This window comes from Streptococcus cristatus AS 1.3089, from assembly GCF_000385925.1.
GTDB classification, from domain to species: Bacteria; Bacillota; Bacilli; order Lactobacillales; family Streptococcaceae; genus Streptococcus; species Streptococcus cristatus_B.
Genome location: NC_021175.1, coordinates 271,162 through 287,354, shown reverse-complemented (window position 1 = coordinate 287,354; position 16,193 = coordinate 271,162). Strand labels below are relative to the sequence as shown.

The following is a 16,193-nucleotide window of genomic DNA, read 5'->3' as shown; positions in this document are numbered from 1 at the left end:
TTTGTCCCAGCCTCGCGTTTATCATATTCAGAAACTATTGGCGCGGCAACTGATTGCTCAAGAGTCAACGGCTATTGAGTCTAGAAACAACTGAGCCGAAACTAGATTTTTGATCATTTGGTTCTGCCCACCGCTTTTTTATAAGATTTATTGCTGATAGACTTCTTGGTAGAATTCCAGCTTGTCTCCATCCTTGAGCGTGATTTGATTGGCTCCCTTAGAAGCCATTTCTCCATTAACCTTAAACATCCAGTAGAGACCTTTCGCTTCATCCTGAGCATGACCGTCAATGGAAGTGATAAAACCTTCTTTTTCTTCGACCTTGTAGGCTTTCTTCAAAGCATCCATCGCTGTCTTGCCTTCTTCGACAGCCACTGTCTTTTCGCTCTTCTCCTGTCCCTCTGGTGCAATACTGATGCTGATGTTCAATTCCTTTTTGACAGAAGAAGCTGCTGAACTAGAGTTGGTATCTGTTGTTGTTTGGTTATTACTACAGCCCACCAAAAAGAGAGCAAAGGTAAGCGTAAGCAAGCTAAAGATTTTTTTCATGATAAAGTCTCCTTAAAATAAAATACAAGATAGGATAAAAGAGCATGGTTGAACAGGCATGAGCTAGATTGAAACCTGCCCCTGCCACCACATAGGTCCACCAAGGCATTTGATAAATCAAGGCTGTGATACCATCAATCACAAGACCATAGCTAAAGGCTAAAAGCAAGGCCAACATACTCTGGCCAAACAAGCCCAGTCGCCGATACAGCAGGTACCATAAGCAAATGACCACCGCAAAGGACAAGATCTGGAAAAGGACCCAAGGCCCCATTCCAAAGAGGAAAGAAGATACAAAGATACTGATAGACATGATTAGAAGCGAGCCCTTCAAGTCCTCAAAATCCACCAAGAGAAAATACAGCGCTGTAATCGGCTTGATATTGGGTAGGCCAGCAAAGGTATAACGAAGCACGACGCAGACAGCCGCCAGAAGAGCGATTCGAGTAAGGTAACGAAGAGACACAACTACTGCCTTTCTAAACGATATTCTCTAGTATTATAACGCGACTCTGATCAGCCTAGCAAGAATGGTAAGTAAATCAGCTTACTTACGTATCCTGTCGAATCATCTCCGTCCGTCCCTGATTTTGGTAAAGGCGATCATTTCTGGCCGAAAATCCCATTTTCTCCCAAAAAAGGTTGGTCTGCTGATTTTTTTCAAAACCGACTAATGATACTTTATGGATGCCAAGCTTTTTCACTGCTGACAAGGCCTGTTCAACCAGGGCCTTGCCCACTCCTTTTCTACGAAAATATGGATGAACAGCGATATGATAAATGTAAGCTCGGTAGCCATCCGTTCCAATCAGAATAGCACCAATCAAGCTATTGTTCTCCAAGGCAACCAGACAGGTCTCAGGATTTCGCTTCAGAAAACGGGCAATCCCTTCCTCAGAGTTATCTAAACTATTGATTCCTACACCACTGCAAGAGAGCCACAGCTGGTAAACAAAGGCATAATCCTTTTCTGCCATCACACGAATTTCCATTGCAAACATCCTTTCCTAAGTCATTTCAAATTTGAGTTGACCGCCTTTGACGCCAACCTTGAGCGTTTGACCAGCTGCTAAATCTCCAGTCAGGAGCAACTCAGACAGCTTGTCCTCCACCTGCGTCTGCAGAGTGCGACGCAGCGGACGTGCTCCCATTTCTGGATCATAGCCTTCCTGAGCCAGTAGTTTCAGGGCACTAGCTTGGAATTTAAGCACGATGCCTTGCTCTGCCAGACTCCTAATCAACGGTTGCACCATAATCTTGACCACTTCCTGCATATCCTCAGCAGACAGACTGTGGAAGACCACCTTTTCATCAATCCGATTGATAAATTCAGGCCGGTAGGTCTTTTTCAATTCTTCCAGAATGCGTTTTTCCATATTGGCCTGATCAAAGCGGATATCCCGCGCCCCAAAACCAACCGTCTTATCATCCCGCAGGGCCGTTGCCCCCAGATTGCTGGTCATGATAATGATGGTATTGGAGAAGTCCACTTTACGCCCTTTGCTGTCGGTCAGCTGGCCATCATCTAAAACCTGCAAGAGGACATTGAAGATATCTGGGTGAGCCTTTTCCACCTCGTCAAAGAGCAAGACAGAATAAGGTCGGTTGCGCACCTTTTCCGTCAATTCGCCGCCTTCCTCATAGCCTACATAGCCCGGAGGCGCCCCGTTGAGACGACTCGCCGCGAATTTCTCCATATATTCACTCATGTCGAAGCGAATCAGGGCTGATTCATCATCAAAGAGAACTTCTGCCAGGGCCTTAGCCAGCTCTGTCTTTCCGACACCCGTTGGCCCTAGGAACATAAAGGAACCTATTGGGCGTTTGCCGGTGCGGATACCTGACTGATTGCGACGAATAGCTCGGCTGACAGCCGAAACTGCCGCATCCTGTCCAATAACTCGCTTGTGCAGTTCTTTTTCCAAATTGAGATATTTTTTGGCATCTGTCTGAGTTAATTTCTGCACAGGAATACCAGACAAGCGACTGAGAGTCTCTAGGATATCTCCTTCTTCCACCTTCAGCTTGTAAACAGCTGGTTCCTGCTCTTTGGCTAGTAACTGGCTGACTTTTTTCAGCTTTCCAGCCATCAAAGCCTGATCCACAGGCGTCAAATCCGACTGTTTATAATTCTGCGGTCCTTTATTCTGCACAGTTGCACTAGCCTCATCCAAAAGGTCAATGGCAGAGTCTGGCAAATGCTTGCTGGTCAGATAGCGATGAGCATACTTGACCGCTGTTTCAATAGCCTGATCACTAATCTGCACCTTGTGGTGATCCTCATAACTCTTTCTCAAACCCTGCAAAATAGCAATGCTGTCGGCTACAGTAGGCTCTTCAATGGTTACCTTGGCAAAACGCCGAGACAGAGCTGCATCTTTTTCGATATGTTTCTGATATTCTTCCTGCGTCGTAGCTCCAACTGTTCGCAAGGTTCCACGAGCCAGAGCAGGTTTCAGGATATTGGCCGCATCCAAGGTCGAGTCAATCCCGCTACCAGAGCCCATAATAGTATGCAGCTCATCGATAAAGAGGATGACATGGCCGTCTTCTTCGATGTCATTGATAATGTTGTTCATCCGCTCTTCAAAGTCTCCGCGGAAACGAGTCCCAGCGACAACATTCATCAAGTCTAATTCCAAGACGCGCATCTTAGCAAGTTCTGCCGGAACCTGGCCAGCTGCCACGCGCTGAGCCAAGCCCAGAGCCAAAGCCGTTTTACCGACCCCCGCATCACCGACTAAAACGGGATTATTCTTGGTCTTGCGACTAAGAATCTGAATCATCCGAGAAATTTCCTCATCCCGCCCGATGACTGGTTCCAGACGACCAGCCCGAGCCAGCTCTGTCAAATCTCTAGTATAGTCTTCCAGACCACCGCTAGTTGAAGGAGGCATGCCCATCATATTTGCCATGGTTTGTTTGGCAGAGGCCGTGTTTTTATTTAGCGAGCGAATCGACTTGATTTCCTCTCTGCCCCAGCCAGCACGCTGCTCTAAAGCCTTTCGCAAATCGCTAAATCGAGGGACTATACTCTTATCATCATAGCTAAAACCTGCGGCTTCTAACACACGAGCTGCCAAGGTGCCACGGTCAAATAGCATAGCTAGGAGCAGGTGCTCTGTTCCTAAGCTTTTAGCATGGACAGCTTCCGCAATCTGCCCTGCTTGAGCAAAGAGCTCCTCCAAACGGTGAGAGAAAGGCAATAAGTCAAAACCACCCTTTTTCGGTACTCTTTTCCAGTAATGTCAAAGGCCGCTTCTTCTAGTTTATCCACTTCAATAGGGAATTCATTTAGAGCCGAGCCTGCCACGCTGTAGGGATTATTAGCCAGAGCCATCAGCACCTGCCACGATTCTAAATAATCTGTAGCAAAATGACCAGCTAAGAGCTGAGCCGCCTCCAAGCTTTCTACTAAAGCTTTTGAATAATTCATATCCTTAATTTCCTTTTCTATCTAATTGCTGCAAAATTTTCCGTAACATTCTGGCTCGAATCCTCGGAGCATCTGTCCCCAAGACAGCATCGCTGGCACTCGCTAGGAGCAAATCTCCTTCACGCTGGCTGATAATTTTTTCATCAAAGAGCAGCTGCAAAATATCTGAAAAAATTGGCTGGCTGAGCGACTCACCAACATTGGTCAACAAATCAGACAGCATCTGGTGCCGATCGGAAAATTCAATCTTACCAATCCTGATATAGCCACCGCCACCGCGCTTGCTCTCCACGATATAGCCCCGACTCTCTGTAAAGCGTGTCTTAATCACATAATTGATCTGACTCGGAACTACCTGAAAAACATCAGCTAACTCACTGCGCTTCAGCTCGACCATGCCTGCCTGCGCCAAAATTCTTTTGATATATTCTTCTATACTATCCGAGGTATTTTTGATGCCCATGATATACCTTTCTATCTGTTATATCTAAGAATAAGCATTCAAGTCTTCTCTAACATTGACTATCTTTGACTATTATACCGAAAAAATCTATTTTTTGAAAGAAAAAGAAGTAACAGAAAGCTTGAAAATATCTGATAATTCAGAGTAATGAAAAAGATTGATGGACTGGATAAAAAAGAGTGTAAACGCTTGCTTTTTGCTTTTAAAGACTTATAATAAAGATGTGAAAGTGTGGTTTTTACACCATCAACCGTATCCAAACAATCATCATCAAAAGGAGGTTTTCCAATGAAAATAAATTGGCTCAACTATACCCATCACGTGCTTAGCTGCCTTTTTGTCACCCTGAGCATCTTGACGATTTTTTCTGCCGAGTATGTCGTTTTCCCAACGAGCCTTCTTCTAGGCTGTCTCCTCATTCCTCTGCTCTTTGAGCAGCATTTATTAAGTCGCCGTATGACTTGGAGCCTCAGCATTTTCTTTGCCATTCTTGCCTTTGCCCTTCTCTTTATCATCAAAACCAATCATATCTCCCTTAGCTATCCAGCAACAACCCTTCTTCTTTTTGTACTAGCGAGCCTGAGTTTTTCAAACTCCTTTATCCTTCACAAAAATAAAGAACAGAAGGCCGCTAGATAGAACAGCACAATAAAAAGTGTGGAAGCAACATGAGCTCAAAAGAGCCATGGATTCCACACTTTTTTTATTTTATAAGGAACTGGTGATAGCTAAAAATGTTTAAACGGTCAGTTCAATCTGATTGCCTTCAAAAGCTTGGATATTGCTTTCATAATAGCCGTCCCCCGTCACTCTAGGACCACTCAAAACAAGATAGCCATCCTTCTCCAAGCGAGCCGTCAGCTCATCAACTGCTTCCGGACTACCTAAACTGAAAGCTAGATGATGGTAGCCTGTAAAAAGCAACTCCCGACTGCCATCTGCTAAATCATCAGCCCGTGTCATAATCTCCAAGCGCGCCCCCTCAGCAAAGGTCAAAAAATAAGACTGAAAACCTGTTTTCTGATTATGATAGAAAACACTGCTTGTGGCTGCAAAATATGTTTCGAAAAAATGCCGAGCCGCTTCCAAATCTCGAACATAAAGACCTATATGCTCAATCTTCATAAATATTTCCTCCATTCGTCACAATGACTTCTTCTTACCCAAATGAATATTTCTTATAGTGCATAAATACAATACTGATCTCTCTTTTTCACCTACTTACTCAAAATTTCCCAGCACTCTCGGTCCGTGCCAAACCGAGCTTTCAGAAATTTGTTTTCCCACTTTCATTTTCTTTTTAGTTATATTATAATAGTTGGCAAACACATTTTCTACTATCATTATCTTAAAAAATGATAGTATTCTACGAAGGAGGCTGCCATGATGGATTTGGGGCAGTTGCACAAAACTACTGAATATAAGAATCAAGGGACCCCCTATTCCCTGACGCGGACCATTACGGAAAACGGTCAACCTGACATCCTCTTCCACTGGCACACAGATGTTGAAATCATTTATGTCCACGAAGGAAGCGCCCAATTTCATATCGACTATCATTATTTTAATAGTAATAAAGGCGATATTGTCCTGATTCGTCCCAATGCCCTCCACTCCATTCATCCGATTGAGCAGCAGCGCCACTATATGGATGCCATTAACTTTCATTTGGACTTAATGGGCTATTCGGCCATGGATCAAGCTGGTATCCACTACCTACAACCTCTCTACAACGGACAACTGGACTTTGTCCATGTCATCAAGCCGACTGATCAAGCCTATGAGGAAATTCGTCAATGCCTGCTGGCTACTATGGAAACAGGTTATTGTCAAAAGAAATACTATGAATTTCAGCTCAAAGCCCAGCTCAACCAGCTCTTCTACTTGCTCTTTGAGAACGACTATATCGTTTCTAAGGAGCTGTCTGCCGAGGGCTACCGCAAGGAAGAGAAAATCCGCTCCATCATCGACTATATCAATGAACATTATCAGGAAGAACTCTCTATTAATCAGCTGTCTGGCATCTGCGGCTACAGTCCGACGCACTTCATGAATTTCTTCAAAAAGCATCTGGGCGTTTCCTGCATTGAGTACCTGATTCAATTTCGCCTTCGCAGGGCTGCCGAGCTCCTCCAGCACTCCACTCTGTCCGTTCTAGAAATCTCAAGCCAGTCTGGTTTTAATAACCTTTCTAATTTCAATCGGCAATTTAAAAAATACTATCGAATGACACCAAGTCAATATAGAAGAAAATAAGACAATCTCCAGCCAGATGATTGGAGATTTTTTATCTGGACACCAAGACCAAAAATGCTCCTGCGAGGCAAGGAAATGACTTTGACAGGATTGACTAAAAAAGAGAGTGGGACAGAAATCGGTAATTCGTTAGAATTCGATTTCGTCGTCTCACCTCCGCACAGTTGAGTAGGGCTGTAAAAGCCGATGAAATCAGCGGAGTAGGGCCCACTCAACCACTGCGTCTTACTCGACAATCCAAAGACAATTAAGAGGCTAGGACAAAAGTCCTAGCCTCGCTTTACGAAATTTTGAGATTGCTCGATCCTTATTCTGCTGATTTTGCACGGATCACCAAAGTTCCATCTTCCATATCTGCAGTCAGGTGCTTAGCATCTAGGTTATCCAAGTGGAAGTCAGTCACCTTGTCACGAATTTGCTGCTCGATGACACGGCGGAGTGGACGAACACCCATGACTTGGTCATAACCAGCATCACGCAGGAACTCCTTAGCTGCATCAGATACAGCCAGATCAATTTCCTTCTTGCTCAAAGTTTGATTTACTTCAACCAGCATGAGATTCACAATTTCCATCAAATCTTCTTTCTTGAGATGAGAGAACTCGATCACTGCATTGAAACGATTGAGGAACTCTGGGCGGAAATAATGTTTGAGTCGATCCATCAGCTCAGGCTTTTCTGCATCCTCTTCCAAGCCTGCTTCATAGCCAAAGCCAGCATTAGAAGTTGCAATGATAACCGTGTTCTTGAAGTTGACTGTATTCCCTTGACCATCCGTCAAACGTCCATCATCCAGAACTTGAAGGAGAAGGGTAATCACTTGTGGATCAGCCTTTTCAATCTCATCCAAGAGAATGATAGAGTATGGATTGCGGCGCACGCGCTCGGTCAGAGTGTTGTTGTTGTCATCATAGCCGACATAACCAGCAGTCGTACCAATCAGCTTGGAAACAGCGGTGCGGTCAGAGTACTCAGACATGTCCAGACGGATGATAGCATCCTTGGTACCGAACATATCCAGAGCCAGTTGCTTAGCCAACTCAGTCTTACCAACCCCTGTCGGACCAACGAAGAGGAAGCTGCCGATCGGACGGTTACCTTCGTCAAAGCCTGCACGGTTACGGCGGATGGCTCTAGCCACAGCTTCTACAGCCTTGTCTTGGCCAATAACTTTGGCTTTGAGGCGGTCATTCATGCCCTTGAGGCGCTCAATGTCGCTGGCACCCATCTGAGATACCGGCACTCCCGTCATCCGCTCAACAGACTCAGCTACATCGTTGACTGTCGCCGTTACCTTCATATCCTCGGTGTGGTTTTGAATTTTCTTTTCCAGCTCTTCGATGCGGGTCTTGGCATTCAGAGCTGCTTCATAATCTTCTTTCTCAACAGCTGCTTCCTGTTTGTCTTTTTGCTCAGCAATCTCATGTTCAACCGCATGGACATCGGTTACTGGATGCTGGGCTGCCAGGTGGGCAGCAGTCACGTCGACCAGGTCAATGGCCTTGTCTGGCAGGCTCCGTTGTGGAATATACTGAACAGAGTAATCCACAGCCGCTTTCAGCACTTCATCCGGCAGGATGACATTGTGGTGCTTTTCATACAGGTCCCGAATACCTCGAAGGATCTGATAAGTATCCTCAGCAGACGGTGCATTGACCTTAACTTCATTGAAACGACGAGCTAAAGCTGCATTTTTGAGAATAGTATTGCGGTACTCGTCCTGAGTAGTAGCCCCGATAACAGTCAGTTCACCACGCGAAAGCGCTGGTTTGAGAATATCTGCCAGTCCCTTAGAACCACTGTCTCCGCCAGTAGATCCTGCACCCAGAATTTGATGGATTTCGTCAAAGAAGAGGATAACATTCCCGGCTTCCTTGACTTCATTGACCAAGTTTTGGATATTTTCTTCAAAGCTACCACGATATTGAGTACCAGCTTCCAAGCCAGAAATATCAACAGAAATAATTTCTTTGTTCTTGATGGCCGCTGGCACGTCACCATTGACGATAGCCTGAGCCAATCCTTCTACGACAGCGGTCTTTCCGACACCTGCATCTCCGACCAGAACTGGATTATTCTTGGTCCGGCGGGAAAGGATTTCCGCTGTTTCTTGGATTTCCTTATTGCGTCCAATGACTGGATCCAGCTTGCCTTCACGCGCTTCTTGGGTCAGATTGCGACCTAGCTTAGCCAGAATGCCGTCTTGCTTAGGCCCATGCGCTCCAGCTTGCAAATCCTGTTCGCTAGCCATTTGACCAGGGAGCTTTCCAGTAGCTCGGTACTGAGCAAACTCTTCCGGTGTGACCTCTCTACCATTGATCAAGTAACGCCGGTGTTCGCTATTGTAGCCACCCATACGCCCCATGAGTTGGTTGAAAAGGTCATCCATACTGTTAAAATTGTTGTAATTGTTGTTCATAGCATTGCCTCACTTTTATATATTTTTCTTTACATAATTTTTATTTTTACCAAAATTTCAGATAAGAAATCTCTTCCTTATCCACTATAAATATTCATTTGGGAGATCTTCTCCTATCTATTACTTTACATAACTTATTCGATTTCCAAAAATCAAGACTGAGTCAGTCTCTGTTTTTATGAGTGAATCAAATCTCATTCAAAAGAAGATAATTTTACATAATTTTTAATCCTCCCAAAAATAATCGCCTTCCGGCTATTTCCTCATCTTCTGAATAAATTCTGTGTAAACTTTTTGTTTACAGTTGTAATTATACACTCTTCTTTCCCGCTTGTCAATAGGTTTGAGTAAAAATTTACATAATTTTTTAAAAATCAAAAAACTTCCTCCACATTAATTTAGAAAGATTCATTTACTTGATAAAATAATGAGTAAAAACAAAGAATCCCCTAAACTAAAATAGGGGATCTTCAATATCTAAAATTTCAAGATTCTACTAGATAAGCAACTACTGTTTTTATTCTACCGTTACAGACTTAGCGAGGTTGCGTGGTTTATCTACATCCAAACCGCGGTGCAAGGTTGCAAAATAAGCAATCAATTGAGTCGGTACCACCATCGAAATTGGTGACAGGTAAGGGTGAACTTGGCTCAGGACAATATCGTCTCCATCCTTAGCCACATTTTCCTCCGCAATGGTCAACACCTTGGCTCCACGCGCCACAACTTCAGAAACATTTCCGCGAGTATGGCTAGCCAAGACTTCGTCTGAAAGCAGAGCTAGAACAGGTGTTCCCTCTTCAATCAGAGAAATAGTACCATGCTTGAGTTCTCCTGCCGCAAAGCCTTCACACTGAATGTAGGAAATTTCCTTAAGCTTAAGGCTGGCTTCCATCGCCACATAATAGTCCTGACCACGACCGATATAAAAGGCGCTGCGAGTTTCTGCCAACAAGTCACGAACCTTGCTTTCGATCAATTCTTTCTCAGAAAGGGTAGACTCGATAGACTGGGCTACGATAGACAGCTCATGAACCAAATCAAACTTCTTAGCTTTTTCGTTGCCATTGGCATCACCGACTGCCTTGGCCAAGAAAGCTAGGGCAGCGATTTGCGCGGTATAGGCTTTGGTTGAAGCCACGGCAATTTCTGGTCCAGCATGGAGAAGCAGAGTATGCTTGGCTTCACGAGACAAGGTTGAGCCTGGCACATTGGTCACTGTCAGACTAGGAATACCCAGCTCATTAGCCTTGACCAAGACTTGGCGGCTATCAGCTGTCTCACCAGATTGGCTGATGAAGATAAAGAGTGGCTTCTTGCTCAGAAGCGGCATAGCATAGCCCCATTCTGAAGAAATGCCCAGCTCAACTGGCGTATCCGTCAACTCTTCCAGCATTCGTTTAGAAGCGTAACCAGCATGATAAGAAGTTCCAGCAGCAATGATATAAATACGATCAGCTTCTTGAACTGTCTTGATGATCGCAGGATCAATCAGCATCTGATTATTTTCATCCGCATAGGTGCTGATCAGCTTCCGCATCACGGTCGGCTGCTCGTCAATTTCCTTCAGCATGTAGTAAGGATAAGTGCCTTTGCCGATATCAGACAGGTCCAGCTCAGCTGTATAGCTACCACGTTCAAGAACATTGCCTTCGTAGTCCTGCACTTCTACGCTATTAGCCGTCACGATAACCAGCTCTTTATCATGGATTTCCATGTATTCGCTGGTCTCACGAATCATAGCCATGGCATCGGAGCAGACCATATTGTAGCCTTCGCCCAAGCCGATCAAAAGCGGAGATTTGTTTTTGGCAACGTAGATCGTAGAAGGATCCTGAGCGTCTACCAAGGCAAAAGCGTAAGAACCTTCGATAATGTGAAGAGCCTTGCGGAAAGCGTCAAGAACAGAGAGACCGTCTTCTTCCGCGAATTTCCCAATCAAATGAACTGTAATTTCTGTATCTGTCTGCCCTTTAAAATCATGACCAGAAAGATAGTTATTTTTGATATCCAGGTAATTTTCAATCACACCATTGTGAACCAAAACAAAACGACCTGTCTGAGAAGTGTGAGGATGGGCGTTATTCTCACTTGGTTTTCCGTGGGTTGCCCAGCGGGTATGTCCAATACCTGTTGAACCCGCTACATCCATGCCAATCTTGGCACGAAGATCTGCAATTCGGCCAACAGACTTGATCAGGCTAGATTTTTCTCCTGTTGTCACAAAAATTCCAGCCGAATCATAGCCTCGGTATTCTAACTTTTCAAGTCCTTGCATTAAAATATCTGTTGCATTGCGGTTTCCCACAACTCCGACGATTCCACACATAGTTTTACTTCTAGCCTTTTGCTGGCAAAAAGCTAGTTCCTCCTTCATTCAAAATTGGTATAGTCTTATTTATCTTTTTATCGAGAGACGAAAACATTATACACAACGATTTGATATTTGTCAACATAAAATTGGTATAGTCGAGCAAAGAAGAAAGCTAATCTGAACTCGACCTAAAATATTAGTGAAAACAAAAAAATCTCCCCGAAGGGATAAGAACTGGTTTATTTTACCTTACAATGCTAGGAACCGTAACCGAAGATAATACTTGAGTATATAGAGGTACGGTGACAAAAGTAAAAAAGCCCTCTGAAATCAGAGAGCTCCAGTCTTGCTGGATAAAACGTTTATAGACTAGGCGACGAGACGAAGATTGTACTAATGGTACATCGAGCCGAAGCCAACGAAGTATAAAAACGTTTTAGACGCAAGATTAGCGACGAAGTCCTAGAGAGTTGATTAACTCACGGTAACGGTTAACGTCGTTTTTACGCAAGTATGCAAGCAAGTTACGACGGCGACCGATTTTCTTCATCAAACCACGGTAAGTAGCGTGGTCTTTTTTGTGTTGTTTGATGTGGTCGTTAAGGTGGTTGATTTCCCAAGTAAGGACAGCAACTTGAACCTCTACTGAACCAGTGTCACCTTCGTGACGTGCGTATTGTGCAATGATTTCATTTTTTTTCTCTTTTGAGATTGCCATGATAAGCTCCTTTTCTTTACGCTTCATCCGAGTGGCAGGCTTGGCAATTCCTGCAACCAAGAAGAAGTTATTTGTCTTTAAGACATTCTTATTCTATCAGGAAGCCAAGTTTTTGTCAAATCTTCTACTTTTCCAACAAAGTCAGCCAAATTTCACTAGCCAAAACAAAAATTTTCTACACATTTGCTCCAAGGCTCGATCTAGCTAGTCGCTTTTTGACTTTGGAGCGGCTTTAGCTTATACTGAGATTAAAATGATACGAGGAGAAGAGCTTATGAAATACCTTGAATTTGGAGAAAGCAAGCGAGAAATTTCCCAGATTATCATAGGGCTGATGCGAATTGCCCAAATGACACCCAAAGAGGTGGAAGAACTGATCGAAACAGCCTTGTCAGTCGGGATCAATGCTTTCGATCTCGCCGATATCTACGGTGGAGGCAAGTGCGAAGAAATTCTGGGACAAGTGCTCAAAAATCGACCTGACCTGCGGGCTAAGATGTGGATTCAGTCCAAGGTGGGAATCCGCATAGAAGAATTCACCTACTTCGACTTTTCCAAAGACCATATCCTCGAAGCAACGGATGGTATTTTACAGCGTCTAGGTGTAGACCATCTGGACTCTCTGCTCTTGCATCGCCCTGATGCCCTGATGGAGCCCAGTGAAATCGCTGAAGCTTTTGATCTGCTTAAATCTCAAGGGAAGGTTCTTGATTTTGGAGTGTCCAACCAGAATCCTATGATGATGGAGCTACTAAAAACAGAGGTCAAGCAGCCCTTGGTAGCAAATCAGCTCCAACTAAGCGCAGCTTTCTCACCTGCTTTTGAAGCTGGCTTCCACGTTAACATGGAGGGAGCAGCCGCAAATATGCGCGACGGTAGCATTTTCGAATACTGCCGCCTGAACGACGTCGTGATTCAAGCCTGGTCTGTCCTCCAACATAGCTATTTTGAAGGCGTTTTTGTCGGTTCGGATAAATACCCCAAGCTCAATACCGTCCTCAACCGACTGGCCGACAAATATCAAATATCAGCATCCACAGTGGCTATTGCTTGGGTGCTACGCTATCCAGCTCACATGCAAGCGGTCATCGGCACGACCAAGGCTAGCCGCATCATCGAATCAGCCAAGGCAGCAGATATTGAACTGACTAGAAAAGAATGGTACGAAATCTATTGGGCCTCTGGAAAAGATCTTCCTTAAAAATGAGCCTAAAATCCAATTAGTTTTCTACCAAGATGCTGGCTGAAGGACTGGCAGAAAAACTGTCCAGAGCATGTCCACTGTAAGGCTTAAAGGGCAAAATCATCTTGCACAAGATGAACTAGCACATAAAATTCCTATTTCACGAAAGGAAAAGATACATGAACCATTTCGACACAATCATCATTGGCGGAGGACCAGCTGGCATGATGGCTACCATTTCCAGTTCTTTCTACGGACAGAAGACCCTGCTCCTTGAGAAAAATAAACGACTGGGCAAGAAACTTGCCGGTACAGGCGGCGGTCGCTGCAATGTGACCAACAACGGAAACCTAGATGACCTCATGGCCGGCATTCCAGGCAACGGGCGCTTTCTTTATAGCGTTTTTTCCCAGTTTGACAACCATGACATCATCAACTTCTTTACAGAGAATGGCGTCAAACTCAAGGTCGAAGACCACGGCCGTGTTTTCCCAGTGACAGACAAATCCCGCACCATTATCGAAGCTTTGGAAAAGAAAATTGCAGAGCTGGGCGGCACTGTCATCACCAATACTGAAATCGTCTCCGTCAAAAAAACTGATGAGCTTTTTACTGTCAGATCCAGCGACCAGGCTTGGACCTGTCAGAAATTGATTGTGACGACTGGTGGCAAGTCCTACCCTTCAACTGGCTCGACTGGCTTCGGTCATGATATTGCCCGACACTTCAAGCACACGGTGACTGACCTAGAAGCTGCTGAAAGTCCTCTTTTGACTGACTTTCCTCACAAAGCGCTTCAGGGGATTTCGCTGGATGATGTGACCCTAAGCTACGGCAAGCATATAATTACCCACGACCTGCTCTTTACCCACTTTGGTCTGTCAGGGCCAGCAGCCCTGCGCTTGTCTAGCTTTGTCAAGGGTGGCGAAACCATTTATCTGGATGTCTTGCCTCAGATGAGTCAGCAGGATTTGGCAGACTTTTTAGAAGAACATCGGGAAAAATCGCTGAAGAACTGCCTGAAAATCCTCCTACCCGAGCGAATAGCAGACTTTTTTACCCAGCCCTTTCCCGAGAAAGTCAAACAACTCAATCTCAGTGAAAAAGAGGCCCTCATCAAGCAAATCAAAGAACTGCCCATCTCTGTCACTGGCAAAATGTCTCTGGCTAAGTCCTTTGTAACAAAGGGCGGCGTCAGTCTCAAAGAAATCAACCCTAAAACTCTGGAAAGTAAACTGGTTCCCGGTCTCCACTTTGCCGGTGAGGTCCTAGACATCAATGCCCACACGGGCGGCTTCAATATCACCTCCGCCCTTTGCACCGGCTGGGTGGCAGGAAGTTTGCATTATGATTAAAATTTAAAGGGAGAACAAGATGAACAGACGCGAAACCGTTGAATTTGTCAACATGTGCATGATTTATGACGGAGAAAAAGTTCTTGTCCAGGATCGAGTTAGTCCCGACTGGCCTGGCATCACCTTTCCCGGTGGGCATGTAGAGCGCGGGGAGTCTTTTACCGATGCCGTTATCAGAGAAGTCAAGGAAGAAACTGGACTAACCATATCCAAACCCCAACTTTGCGGCATCAAGGATTGGTATGATGACAAGGATTTTCGTTATGTCGTCCTGCTCTACAAGACAGAGTACTATTCCGGTGTACTACAATCCTCAGACGAAGGAAAGGTTTGGTGGGAAGATTTCCAAAATCTGTCTCATCTGAAACTTGCAACCGAAGATATGTCAGATATGCTGCGTGTTTTTTTAGAGGACGATTTAAGTGAATTCTTTTACTATAAAGACGGCGACGATTGGCTTTATGACTTGAAGTAAAAAATGAGAGTGGGACAGAAATCGGTAATTCGTTAGAATTCGATTTCGTCGTCCCACCTCCGCACAGTTGAGTAGGGCTGTAAAAGCTGATGAAATCAGCGTAATAGAGCCCACTCAACCACTGCGTCTTGCTCGACAATCCAAAGACAATTGAGAGGCTAGGACTTTTGTCCCAGCCTCTTTTATTCTGTATTTGTCCGAACATAAGCTGCAATGACATCTGCTGTGTACTGGGCAGTTCCTGCCCCAAATTTGTCAATGTTTTCCTTAAACTCTGGGTTATAGACATAGCCTTTACCGATATAGCCGAATACCTCAATAGAGCAGTCAAAGCCATAAGTGCGGATGGCTTGTAAGAGATGCGCTGCCTGTTCTTGATTTTCTACTGCGTCAATTGACAAGCCTTGCTGCATATTCTCTGCCAGACTTTGAAAAACTTGATTGAAGGCTGCAACAGATTCTTCTTCCCGTCCATTTTGACGAGCTAGTGCTTCCGCCATGACTTCTTGACCGTATTCTTCTACAGCTTTTTGCTGATATTTTTGATTATCTTCGTAGGTAAAGCCTGCGAATTTTTCTTTCATTGTCATCTTTCTTTCTCCTTTTTCTTCTTGGATGGTTTTTTGCAAGGTGGAAATCAAGGTATCCAAGCGGTCTCTTTCCTGCTGCAAATACTCTAACTGCCTAACCAGATGCGGCAGTAAGGCCTGTTCGTCCTGGCTCAGCAGCTCTGCTATTTTCTCCAAAGAAAAGCCCAAATACTTATAGTAAAGGATGACCTGCAACCGCTCTAAATCAGCTTGGCTGTATGTCCGATAGCCATTTTCTGATTTAGCGGGTACTAAAAGTCCGATTTTATCGTAATGATGCAGGGTTTTGACAGAGACTCCCGAAAGCTGCGCAGCTTCTTTGATATGGTACATAAAAAACCTCCTTGCCCTTACAGTATAAGCCCTGACCTTAGGGCAGAGTCAAGCTTTTTATGAAATTTTTTTAATCACTTTAAATTTTCCAAAGTAGCTAGT

The 16,193-nt window shown here is 44.6% G+C and carries 14 protein-coding genes and 1 pseudogene; 5 read left to right on the top strand and 10 right to left on the bottom strand.

What is annotated here, in order from left to right:
- Window positions 1-147: 147 nt before the first annotated feature.
- The 5 genes and pseudogenes from I872_RS01425 to I872_RS01400 form a co-directional block, all read right to left on the bottom strand.
- Window positions 148-549 (bottom strand): DUF4430 domain-containing protein, encoded by a 402-nt coding sequence (locus I872_RS01425; protein WP_015604395.1) that lies wholly within the window; start codon window positions 547-549, stop codon window positions 148-150.
- Window positions 533-1,015 (bottom strand): hypothetical protein, encoded by a 483-nt coding sequence (locus I872_RS01420; RefSeq protein ID WP_015604394.1) that lies wholly within the window; start codon window positions 1,013-1,015, stop codon window positions 533-535. Before I872_RS01420 ends, I872_RS01425 begins: the two co-directional genes overlap by 17 nt.
- Before the next feature lie 85 nt (window positions 1,016-1,100).
- Window positions 1,101-1,541 carry a GNAT family N-acetyltransferase gene (locus tag I872_RS01415; protein ID WP_041826863.1) on the bottom strand — a complete coding sequence of 147 codons (441 nt, stop codon included), beginning with the start codon at window positions 1,539-1,541 and terminating at the stop codon, window positions 1,101-1,103.
- A 15-nt stretch (window positions 1,542-1,556) separates the two neighbouring features.
- A pseudogene (locus tag I872_RS01410) lies at window positions 1,557-3,985 on the bottom strand (ATP-dependent Clp protease ATP-binding subunit).
- 4 nt (window positions 3,986-3,989) lie between these two features.
- Window positions 3,990-4,448 carry a CtsR family transcriptional regulator gene (locus I872_RS01400; protein WP_015604392.1) on the bottom strand — a complete coding sequence of 153 codons (459 nt, stop codon included), beginning with the start codon at window positions 4,446-4,448 and terminating at the stop codon, window positions 3,990-3,992.
- 288 nt (window positions 4,449-4,736) lie between these two features.
- On the opposite strand from I872_RS01400, the gene I872_RS01395 reads away from it, so the two are divergent.
- Entirely contained in the window at window positions 4,737-5,087 is a 351-nt protein-coding gene (locus I872_RS01395) for a hypothetical protein (protein WP_015604391.1), read from the top strand.
- 99 nt (window positions 5,088-5,186) lie between these two features.
- Here the strand turns inward: I872_RS01395 and I872_RS01390 are convergent, their stop codons facing one another.
- Window positions 5,187-5,573, bottom strand: a complete 387-nt coding sequence (locus tag I872_RS01390; protein ID WP_015604390.1) for a VOC family protein — start codon at window positions 5,571-5,573, stop codon at window positions 5,187-5,189.
- A 258-nt stretch (window positions 5,574-5,831) separates the two neighbouring features.
- Here I872_RS01390 and I872_RS01385 point away from each other — a divergent pair, with 258 nt between their 5' ends.
- Entirely contained in the window at window positions 5,832-6,704 is an 873-nt protein-coding gene (locus I872_RS01385; RefSeq protein WP_015604389.1) for an AraC family transcriptional regulator, read from the top strand.
- A 307-nt stretch (window positions 6,705-7,011) separates the two neighbouring features.
- Here the strand turns inward: I872_RS01385 and I872_RS01380 are convergent, their stop codons facing one another.
- The 3 genes from I872_RS01380 to rpsO all read right to left on the bottom strand — a co-directional run bounded on the left by I872_RS01380 (window position 7,012) and on the right by rpsO (window position 12,155).
- A complete protein-coding gene (locus tag I872_RS01380) occupies window positions 7,012-9,123 on the bottom strand; it encodes an ATP-dependent Clp protease ATP-binding subunit (RefSeq protein ID WP_015604388.1) in 2,112 nt (703 codons plus the stop codon).
- A gap of 517 nt (window positions 9,124-9,640) precedes the next feature.
- Window positions 9,641-11,452 (bottom strand): glutamine--fructose-6-phosphate transaminase (isomerizing), encoded by a 1,812-nt coding sequence (gene glmS / locus I872_RS01375; RefSeq protein ID WP_015604387.1) that lies wholly within the window; start codon window positions 11,450-11,452, stop codon window positions 9,641-9,643.
- A 433-nt stretch (window positions 11,453-11,885) separates the two neighbouring features.
- Window positions 11,886-12,155 (bottom strand): 30S ribosomal protein S15, encoded by a 270-nt coding sequence (gene rpsO / locus I872_RS01370; RefSeq protein WP_004193424.1) that lies wholly within the window; start codon window positions 12,153-12,155, stop codon window positions 11,886-11,888.
- Window positions 12,156-12,429: 274 nt separating this feature from the next.
- On the opposite strand from rpsO, the gene I872_RS01360 reads away from it, so the two are divergent.
- The 3 genes from I872_RS01360 (at window position 12,430) to I872_RS01350 (ending at window position 15,168) form a co-directional block, all read left to right on the top strand.
- Window positions 12,430-13,356 (top strand): aldo/keto reductase, encoded by a 927-nt coding sequence (locus I872_RS01360; protein ID WP_015604386.1) that lies wholly within the window; start codon window positions 12,430-12,432, stop codon window positions 13,354-13,356.
- 161 nt (window positions 13,357-13,517) lie between these two features.
- A complete protein-coding gene (aao, locus tag I872_RS01355; protein ID WP_015604385.1) occupies window positions 13,518-14,693 on the top strand; it encodes an aminoacetone oxidase in 1,176 nt (391 codons plus the stop codon).
- A 19-nt stretch (window positions 14,694-14,712) separates the two neighbouring features.
- On the top strand, window positions 14,713-15,168 hold the full coding sequence (locus I872_RS01350; RefSeq protein WP_015604384.1) for an 8-oxo-dGTP diphosphatase: 456 nt from the start codon (window positions 14,713-14,715) through the stop codon (window positions 15,166-15,168).
- A 182-nt stretch (window positions 15,169-15,350) separates the two neighbouring features.
- On the opposite strand, the gene I872_RS01345 is transcribed toward I872_RS01350, so the two are convergent.
- Window positions 15,351-16,091 (bottom strand): MerR family transcriptional regulator, encoded by a 741-nt coding sequence (locus tag I872_RS01345; RefSeq protein ID WP_015604383.1) that lies wholly within the window; start codon window positions 16,089-16,091, stop codon window positions 15,351-15,353.
- Window positions 16,092-16,193 lie beyond the last annotated feature (102 nt).

Excerpts from the sequence above, each read along its gene's own strand:
- I872_RS01400 (WP_015604392.1), bottom strand. The coding sequence starts at position 4,448 with ATGGGCATCAAAAATACCTCGGATAGTATAGAAGAATATATCAAAAGA.
- I872_RS01395 (WP_015604391.1), top strand. The coding sequence starts at position 4,737 with ATGAAAATAAATTGGCTCAACTATACCCATCACGTGCTTAGCTGCCTT.
- I872_RS01390 (WP_015604390.1), bottom strand. The coding sequence starts at position 5,573 with ATGAAGATTGAGCATATAGGTCTTTATGTTCGAGATTTGGAAGCGGCT.
- aao (WP_015604385.1), top strand. The coding sequence starts at position 13,518 with ATGAACCATTTCGACACAATCATCATTGGCGGAGGACCAGCTGGCATG.
- I872_RS01345 (WP_015604383.1), bottom strand. The coding sequence starts at position 16,091 with ATGTACCATATCAAAGAAGCTGCGCAGCTTTCGGGAGTCTCTGTCAAA.
- rpsO (WP_004193424.1), bottom strand. The coding sequence starts at position 12,155 with ATGGCAATCTCAAAAGAGAAAAAAAATGAAATCATTGCACAATACGCA.
- I872_RS01360 (WP_015604386.1), top strand. The coding sequence starts at position 12,430 with ATGAAATACCTTGAATTTGGAGAAAGCAAGCGAGAAATTTCCCAGATT.
- I872_RS01415 (WP_041826863.1), bottom strand. The coding sequence starts at position 1,541 with ATGGAAATTCGTGTGATGGCAGAAAAGGATTATGCCTTTGTTTACCAG.
- glmS (WP_015604387.1), bottom strand. The coding sequence starts at position 11,452 with ATGTGTGGAATCGTCGGAGTTGTGGGAAACCGCAATGCAACAGATATT.
- I872_RS01350 (WP_015604384.1), top strand. The coding sequence starts at position 14,713 with ATGAACAGACGCGAAACCGTTGAATTTGTCAACATGTGCATGATTTAT.
- I872_RS01425 (WP_015604395.1), bottom strand. The coding sequence starts at position 549 with ATGAAAAAAATCTTTAGCTTGCTTACGCTTACCTTTGCTCTCTTTTTG.
- I872_RS01385 (WP_015604389.1), top strand. The coding sequence starts at position 5,832 with ATGATGGATTTGGGGCAGTTGCACAAAACTACTGAATATAAGAATCAA.
- I872_RS01380 (WP_015604388.1), bottom strand. The coding sequence starts at position 9,123 with ATGAACAACAATTACAACAATTTTAACAGTATGGATGACCTTTTCAAC.